This is a genomic window from Candidatus Borrarchaeum sp., assembly GCF_019058535.1.
In the GTDB taxonomy this organism is placed as follows: domain Archaea; phylum Asgardarchaeota; class Sifarchaeia; order Borrarchaeales; family Borrarchaeaceae; genus Borrarchaeum; species Borrarchaeum weybense.
On record NZ_JAHPYX010000278.1, the window covers coordinates 19297 to 27193 of the forward strand.

Consider the following 7897-nt stretch of genomic DNA (forward strand, 5'->3'; position numbering starts at 1 on the left):
TGCATTAAACAATCAAATGTGGATAGACATTGATTGAATTTGCAATATAAATGAAATTGAAGTAGAATATGTCTTCTACGAACGTGAATGAATAAGTAAGATTCCCACTGACTGAATTTTCTTTAAAGACGATATATTTGTCGCGATTCCATTGCATTGCCATATGACGTTCGGCACAATGTTTTATAATGGCTTTACTGCCATTAATTATCACTAAACCGTTAGAAAGTGGCAAATATGGATTTTCATGGATATCTGACGGGTTTAAAGTGATTAATGTGTTCTCTGCCAGACTGGGAGAATACATGATACTATTCTCGGCAGGAAATCTGATTTCAACCGTACTTTTCTCTTCAAGAAACATCTTGATATTGAGTGTTACACCAAATTCTCCCTTAGTATAATTTATTTGATAAGGACCGCCTTTAATTTTCATGTTTAGATTAGGAGTAGATGTAGGTTCCGGGGAACTAATTGATGAAACCTTTGAAATGGTGTTCTTAGAAGGATCTACCTTTAACAGACTATCTTGATATCCTAATTTCATTTTCAATTCCGCAATTACATTATCCAATAATATGAGAGCAGAATCTGTAAGTTTAATTGATTCTTTAACTTCAATCTCCCAAGGAAACCATCCAGTTGAATCTGATACCTCTGCAAGTAAGATTTGCTTCCAAATGTTGAGAAGCGTTTGTTCTTCATCTGAAACATCTATTCCCTTTTCACGGGTTTTTTCAAGCAATACTTCAGCAACTAGTGCCTCTTGTCGTGCCTGATAAGTATATGCTCTTACAAAGGCATCATCTTCATAATCAGCTATATTGTCACCCATCCATCGCCAAACACCTTTACATTTCTTCATGTCCCAAGTTGCTTCTGGAATTTTTGGAATTCTTTCAGGGTCAGTCATCTCATTTAGCAATGATACGATCTCGCTTATGAAAGCGAAATAGTATCCTTCTGCCTCATATTTTTCCAATTTGTTTTCATGTGCTTGTGCTCTTGATGAATCATAGCGAAAGTCATTATTGTAAGTATAAGTATTGGCAAATTCTCCATCATAAGCCCAAGACCAACGAAATTCTATATCATTGATAAGTTTGGGTTTTGTAAAAAGAAGCACATTTACTTGCCTTTCATCAGCACTAAGAGATTGAGTTGAATTATCTTCTAAGAAGTAAAGTGGAGATGTTATTTTCATTCTTTGATGCAAGTAATTATAGAATGGATCACTTGATACGACAACTGTATCATAGTCGTACGCGTTAAGCAGTTCAGCATATCCAGGTGTCCACTGGCTCTCTTGTGCAAAAAATAATCCAGAGCGAACGAGATCTAAGGAATCAAGCAATGAATCTGAGATCTCTATTGATTTTGCCATATCAGTTCGAGGATATGCCACTAAAAACTGCTCTGAATAATGACTTACAATAAGTTCAATTTTCCCTTCACTCACAAGAAACTTGAGAAAATCTAATATATGGGGATATCTCTGATGCAAGAGTTCGAGCATATAGCCACTAAGTTCAATATTACATCTCCATGTGCTATGACGCTGATACATTTTGAGGAGTGGGTAAAACGATTCTTCTATAACTCGATTTTCAATAGCAGTTGATCCTGGAACATATTGAACATTAAAATGATATAAGGCCATGGTATATTTTTGATGACCTGCTATGGAATCAACTTGTATAGTGAGGACTGGGCTCTCCTTGAATGAGGTGGGCGAATTATATATTCTCAAAGAAACTAAATACGCTCCTTTTCTTGCGGGCGTCCAAAAAAATGAGATATTCATAGTTTGATAACTCGATATAAAAATCCTTCGAGTCTGCTCTCGAGTTCCATTCACCAAAAGAACGACATCTAAAGAACTACTAAAAGGTCCAAGATATTTTACACTTCCTTCAATCTTCAACCGATTGCCTGCATGAACTTTTTTAGGTTTAATTATATCTAGTTTGATAATTTGGGCGTTATTATCTGGATATGAAGTTAGAAATATTGGAATTACAAACAACATAACCAAGAAAAAAAGAAACGCTATTTTCTTGTATTTTGTTAATTTAAACATAGAAGTTTGATATCAGATCATCCTATAAAAAATTAAGGCTAAAACGTGCATAAGATTACTGTGTAAAACATGCAATATGAACTAGTAATATCTACTTTAGGTGATATGAATTTCATTAGAAGTTTTCTTTTCTCCTCTTAATATCGCTATAATCGGAGCAAGCAGGAATAGAGGAAAAATAGGGTATATAATTCTAGAGAACATGATCCTCCAGAAATACAAGGGTAGTATATATCCTGTTAATCCATTCGCAGAGATGATCTTGAATAATCCTGTTTATTCAAAAATAAAAGACATTCCTGAATCTGTGGATCTTGCAATAATAGCTTTAACAGCGCAACAAGTTCCTAAGATTGTTCAAGAATGCGGAGAAAAGGGAATTAAAGGAATTATAATTGTCACTGGAGGCTTTGGAGAAACAGGAAATGAAATAGGAACTGAAAGAGAAAATGAAATCACAAAAATTGCTCATAAGTATGGAATGCAAATCATTGGTCCAAATTGTATTGGTATATTTGATCCTTATTCTGGAATCAATAGTTTTCTTGTACCACGTGAAAGGACAATAGGATATCCAACAAAAGGAAATATTGCGTTGTTATCCCAATCTGGAGCAATCCTTGTAACACTACTTGAATGGTGTGCATATCGGGGGATAGGAATTAGTAAAACATGTTCTTACGGAAATGCCGTAGATGTAAATGAAAGCGATCTTCTAGGATATTTAAAACAAGATACAACCACTAAAGTTATCGGAATGTATGTTGAGGGTGTAAAAGAAGGAAGACGATTTTACAAGACACTAAGAGAGGTTACTAAAGCAAAACCCGTTATTATTAGCAAAGTTGGAAAAACAGAAGCAGGAGCAAAAGCTTCAAAATCACATACTGGGTCTCTCGCAGGATCTGTAGAATCATTTAAAGCAATGTTCAAACAAACAGGTGTAATCACTGCAAAGGATCTAGAAGAACTCCTTGATATTTGCTATTGCTTTGCAACTCAACCATTACCTAAAGGAAATAATGTGGGTATAATAACAAATAGTGGTGGACATGGTGTCTTAGCAGCAGATGCTCTTGAAAATAATGATTTACGTCTTGCAGAGTTTAGCAGTAAAACGCTTGAACAATTGCATAGTTTACCTCAACATTGTACCCCTTCAAATCCAGTTGATTTAGCAGCGGATGCTGACACGGAGAGATATGAATGGGTAACAAAACTCATTCTAAGCGACCCACAAGTTGATTCTGTGCTTGTCGTAACAATCCCAAGTGGTCCAAATATCGAGTTTCAGACAATCAAAACACTTGTTGCAGTTATGAAAAGCAGTAAAAAACCTATTATATCCTGCTTGGGAAGCACATTTAAGCAATTTGAAAAATATAAAAGATTTTTAGAGTGGAACAAAATTCCAGTTCATACACTACCAGAAAGAGCTATTAGAACATTAGGGGCATTAGTGGAATATAAACGATGGTATCAACATGTTCAGTGAACTACCCCACCCTTTCAGATGGGGCTTCCTGCGAGTCCTCCCAACCCTTGCGGGAAACTTTCGTTTTACGTTCGGCTGTGTGTCGCAGATTACCCTCTAAAGAGAATAGCCTGTCCACTTGGCATTCTGTGATAGCAACCCTCAGGTTTCAAAATCACACCATACTGCCTTCCTATCAAGAGTCTTGTATCCCTGCTTTCCTCTCGATATTCTCAGAACTCTTCTGTGCAAAACACTATAAAAACCTTGCGGCTTTCATCCCCCAGCTGGCGCAAGGGGACTTCCCGCCAATAAAATTAAAAAAAAGAAGGATAATGCCATTTAATATAATATCTAGACAGCTATTTTTATTCCAAGTACTCTAACAATTTCCTTGTAGCGGTTACGAACAGTAACTTCAGTTATCCTTGCTATTTCTGCAATTTCCCTTTGGGTTCTTCTCTCACCTTCAGTAATGCTTGAGATATACAATGCTGCAGCAGCAAGACCAGTTGGATCTTTACCAGCAGTAATTCCAAATTCTTTTGCTTGATTTAGAATTTCTATTGCACGTTGTTGAGTTTTTCCAGAGATTTTTAATTCTTCACTAAAACGAGAAATGAAGTCAACTGGACTGGCTATGGGGATTGAAATATGAAGTTCTCGAAGAATTAAACGATAGCAACGACCTAATTCTTTTTTATTAACACGTGTACACTGGGCAATCTCATCCAGGGTACGAGGAACTTTCCTAAGTCGTGAACCTGCATACACAGATGCAGCAACCATAGCTTCTATTGAACGTCCACGAACTAACTTTTTTTCTATAGCCCGCCGATAGATGACAGCCGCTGATTCTTTTACTCCATTGTGAATTCCAAGTTGACTAGAAAGTCTTTCTAGTTCGCGTATAGCGTGGGAGAGATTACGCTCATAAGAACCTTGTGATCTTGTTCGTATTTGCCATTTTCTCAATCTATAGATTTGGGCACGTTTTTTTGGTGACAATTTGTTGCCATAAATATCTCTATTTTCCCACCCAATCATAGTTGATAGTCCCATAGAAGGAACAACGCATGAGACTGGACTGCCTACTCTGCTTCTTTTATTGCGTTCATCTGAAGTAAACGCTCTCCATTCAGGACCAGTATCTATCACATGTTCTGTAATTACTAATCCACATATACTACAAATTCTCTCCCCTCGAATAGAGTCCATTACAATTTCAGTTGAACCGCATTCCATACATTCTTGAGAAGAAATAGCTACACCCGGTGTAAATTTAGTTTCAGTTAATTCAGTACTCTCCACCATGAGAACACAGCCTCGTTTTTATCGAAATTCTCATTTGAATTTCTTATTCAATGAGAGTCTAAATCGCGAATATATAGTAGGGTATTGAAGATACATTACAATATTCTCATAGATCATATTTAAATATTTCTCAAATATCGCAATTTTTTACGTGAGTTTCCCGGTTTTCGCAAAGAAGATTTGTAACATTCTTAGTTGAAGATCCATCTTTGCGTTCCCCTTCGCTATTTCGATAAAATTAATTACTATTTTGAAAAATGGTGCTTTTTAATTTTGTAGTGAAATCCTCCGCAAACTATACAAAATGTTTTTGCGACTTAAACATAGAGTATCATATAGGTATATAGCATACAAAAAATCATTTACAAAAACTTTAAAAAACCCCCCGTATCATATGTTTTCAAAATCCCTTAACTAAGAATCCGTTAGACTCAAAAGAGGTCTAATTGGGGGTGCCTTAAGTGGGTGAATTGGTTCTCCATTGAAAAATTAGTTTTTTCTGAACAAATAGAATTTAGGCATCGTATAAAAACGCTAAAAACACTTTTCTTGGATATCGTGTCAGATACTGAACTTGTTGGAGATATTGAAACTATTCTTTCGGATATTTTGACTATCCACTACTTCTTAAGACATAAAAACAAAATATTAGAGGAAAAACTTTCAAAATACCAAGAAAAAATAGTCGCAACTGTTTTTGACAATCTGACGCCTAAGCAGAAGACTATTCTTAGAGAAATTGCCAACATGAATGGTGCATCTCTTACTTTGACAGCAATGATCGGCATACTCTCCGAAAAGTTGAACGTAGCGCCATCGACAATTCGTTGGAATCTCGTAGCTCTAAGGAATGCTGGATTGATTAGTGCAGGAAATAGAGACAACAAAGGTATTCCAGTAAGATTTACTGAAATTGGAAGACTGACCGCACTCGCATTGACAGAGGAACAAGCTATCAGCCATACTGAAACTAAGTTTGTCCTAGAAGTAGATGTAGAAAACACCGTATAAGATAAGTAAAGCAATACTCATAACCCTACCTGGAGGCAGGTTATCAATTTAGAACTCGCCGCCTACGTAGGGCAATTCTTTTAATTTTTCTCGAACTTGCGAGATCTTCTGTTCAAGTGATGTTTCCATCGCTGAAATTACTGGCAAATTCGAACTATCATAATTCGAGGAAGTCTTCAATAGATCTACATCTTTGACCAAGAAATCAAGTTCCTGTAAAATATCACCTAGTCGCATTAAAATGGTTTTTGAAGCCCTATCAGGACTGCTATGCCTTACATGCCCTTGCCAGATATAATTTTTAATTGGAAATTGCGACAAATCGTTATATTGAGAACAAAACGCTCTTATATCATTGCTCATTTGTGTTATTAAATAGATCAACTCTAGATCATCGTAATCTGCTGAAGCAACAATAATACAGATTAAGTTTTGATCCACATCGAATGACAGTTTATAATTTGATGTGATAAAAAATTGCAGTTTTTCTTTACCGTCTGCTCTGAATGTTTCACTAATATTTGCAATAATACTAGCAAATGGCCCAATAGTTGAGTGATCAAGTTTCAGGTTGCTGTCTGGCTCTCGATAATAATAGATACACGCTTCTCTCACCCTTTCAACTACAAAAAATCCGTGTATGGTCATATAATTGCCTCTAGATTGCGTTTAAGGAATCTCATGATATAAAATTGATAACTTCTTAAATAACGTATCGGATACAAGTAAGAAATTCGATTGCATATCTAAAGGGATAAACAGTATTTTGGTAAACTTGAATCTAAGGAAATCTTTATAACGAGTTAGGAAAGAAAAAGTGATGGTGAACTTACATGGTGTACACTTGCTACAAGTGCAAGCAAGAGGTTGATATTAACCTTACAGAAGCATTGCCTGGCGTAAAATGCCCACACTGTGGTCAGCGAATTCTGTATAAAGGAAGGCCACCAATTATTAAACGCTTAAAGTCTCAATAACATTTTTTTGATTTACTAACGCTCGCTCTTGAGCCAAAGGGATTTTGCTTTGTGTTTATACTCATCTTCTGAGCCTTATTCGCTATTTGATTCAGGAAGAGTTAGGTCTCGTGTTCGATCTTCAATCATTACACGGTTTTGAATCTCTTCAAAAAGCGCAGTTCCGATAACGGATTCAGTCTTTTCTTTATATTTGGTGGCCATTAACTCGATCAGTTTTTTACTGCCTGCTTGAGTTGTAGAGATGCCTACCCGCTCCACTCTTATAATCAGGTTGTCCTTCTCCATCGTGGCGAAATAAGGAAGTACATAGTAATGTGGGATTTGTAAATGCTCCGCCAACTTTCGCGTTGTGGGAAACCTTACTTGAATAGTATTTTTACTAAAGTGGATGGTAATAGAACGATCAATGAAAAGCATAATCTGTATTGCCGCATCAAAGATCTCATCGTCAGTGAGTGCCGTCATGTGTTTTCCTTCACTTCATTTTTCCTCGTTCTGCCTCAGCTATCGGCTGGAGATATACAATTTCAGCACCGACATCCTTAGCAATTTGTTCAAGTTCTACTTTCCTAAGGTGCATTCTTGTGGGAAAACTCAGTTGGGCGTCTGTTCCTGAGCCATTTGTGACAGCAAGAACTCGAAATCTTGGTGCTTTTACTCCAGTCTTTACTTTCATTCTTTCACGAACGTAGATTTTCATATGATTCACCTCATTCAATTGTTATATCAATTGATATATCACATGATATAATCTGAGTGCCAAACATATAAAGTTATCGTTAGCATCAAGTCATTTTTAGATCGATATAACAACAATTATATCAAGTGTTATATTGCCTGATATAAAAAGCGAAGACTTAACCGTATAAGTTATAAAATAATGTCTCATCTTGAGTTGATCAAAATGACAAAGCGCCGTGAACTTGAATCGGGTTTAAAGGGAGAATCACTAGTTCGGAAGGGATTGTTCGAGAAAATTGATGTTGTCCCTCAAGTCAAAATTGTCCCAGACTTGAATATTATAAAGATAGGAGGTCA

The 7897-nt window shown here is 36.2% G+C and carries 8 protein-coding genes; 3 read left to right on the top strand and 5 right to left on the bottom strand.

The genetic code is table 11. The annotated features are described in order from the left end of the window. Positions 1 to 4: 4 nt before the first annotated feature. Complete coding sequence (locus QVB70_RS18120; protein ID WP_287589252.1) at positions 5 to 2080, bottom strand: hypothetical protein; 2076 nt, start codon at positions 2078 to 2080, stop codon at positions 5 to 7. 142 nt (positions 2081 to 2222) lie between these two features. On the opposite strand from QVB70_RS18120, the gene QVB70_RS18125 reads away from it, so the two are divergent. Beyond that, positions 2223 to 3575, top strand: a complete 1353-nt coding sequence (locus QVB70_RS18125; RefSeq protein ID WP_287589266.1) for an acetate--CoA ligase family protein — start codon at positions 2223 to 2225, stop codon at positions 3573 to 3575. A gap of 333 nt (positions 3576 to 3908) precedes the next feature. Here the strand turns inward: QVB70_RS18125 and QVB70_RS18130 are convergent, their stop codons facing one another. Next, positions 3909 to 4799, bottom strand: coding sequence for a transcription initiation factor IIB (locus QVB70_RS18130; protein ID WP_342766589.1), 891 nt, complete (start codon positions 4797 to 4799; stop codon positions 3909 to 3911). A gap of 534 nt (positions 4800 to 5333) precedes the next feature. Here QVB70_RS18130 and QVB70_RS18135 point away from each other — a divergent pair. Further along, entirely contained in the window at positions 5334 to 5879 is a 546-nt protein-coding gene (locus QVB70_RS18135; protein ID WP_287589255.1) for a hypothetical protein, read from the top strand. Between the two features lie 48 nt (positions 5880 to 5927). Here QVB70_RS18135 and QVB70_RS18140 read toward each other — a convergent pair whose 3' ends face one another. Next, on the bottom strand, positions 5928 to 6527 hold the full coding sequence (locus tag QVB70_RS18140) for a hypothetical protein (protein ID WP_287589257.1): 600 nt from the start codon (positions 6525 to 6527) through the stop codon (positions 5928 to 5930). A 185-nt stretch (positions 6528 to 6712) separates the two neighbouring features. On the opposite strand from QVB70_RS18140, the gene rpoP reads away from it, so the two are divergent. Next, on the top strand, positions 6713 to 6856 hold the full coding sequence (rpoP, locus tag QVB70_RS18145; RefSeq protein ID WP_287589259.1) for a DNA-directed RNA polymerase subunit P: 144 nt from the start codon (positions 6713 to 6715) through the stop codon (positions 6854 to 6856). A 75-nt stretch (positions 6857 to 6931) separates the two neighbouring features. Here rpoP and QVB70_RS18150 read toward each other — a convergent pair whose 3' ends face one another. Both QVB70_RS18150 and QVB70_RS18155 read right to left on the bottom strand, forming a co-directional pair. Continuing rightward, a complete protein-coding gene (locus QVB70_RS18150) occupies positions 6932 to 7324 on the bottom strand; it encodes a hypothetical protein (protein ID WP_287589261.1) in 393 nt (130 codons plus the stop codon). 10 nt (positions 7325 to 7334) lie between these two features. Further along, positions 7335 to 7559 carry a hypothetical protein gene (locus QVB70_RS18155; RefSeq protein ID WP_287589264.1) on the bottom strand — a complete coding sequence of 75 codons (225 nt, stop codon included), beginning with the start codon at positions 7557 to 7559 and terminating at the stop codon, positions 7335 to 7337. Positions 7560 to 7897: the final 338 nt, after the last annotated feature.

Bases quoted from the DNA above. Each gene is read 5' to 3' on its own strand.
- rpoP (WP_287589259.1), top strand. From the start codon at position 6,713: ATGGTGTACACTTGCTACAAGTGCAAGCAAGAGGTTGATATTAACCTT.
- QVB70_RS18150 (WP_287589261.1), bottom strand. From the start codon at position 7,324: ATGACGGCACTCACTGACGATGAGATCTTTGATGCGGCAATACAGATT.
- QVB70_RS18130 (WP_342766589.1), bottom strand. From the start codon at position 4,799: ATGGAATGCGGTTCAACTGAAATTGTAATGGACTCTATTCGAGGGGAG.
- QVB70_RS18120 (WP_287589252.1), bottom strand. From the start codon at position 2,080: ATGTTTAAATTAACAAAATACAAGAAAATAGCGTTTCTTTTTTTCTTG.
- QVB70_RS18155 (WP_287589264.1), bottom strand. From the start codon at position 7,559: ATGAAAATCTACGTTCGTGAAAGAATGAAAGTAAAGACTGGAGTAAAA.
- QVB70_RS18140 (WP_287589257.1), bottom strand. From the start codon at position 6,527: ATGACCATACACGGATTTTTTGTAGTTGAAAGGGTGAGAGAAGCGTGT.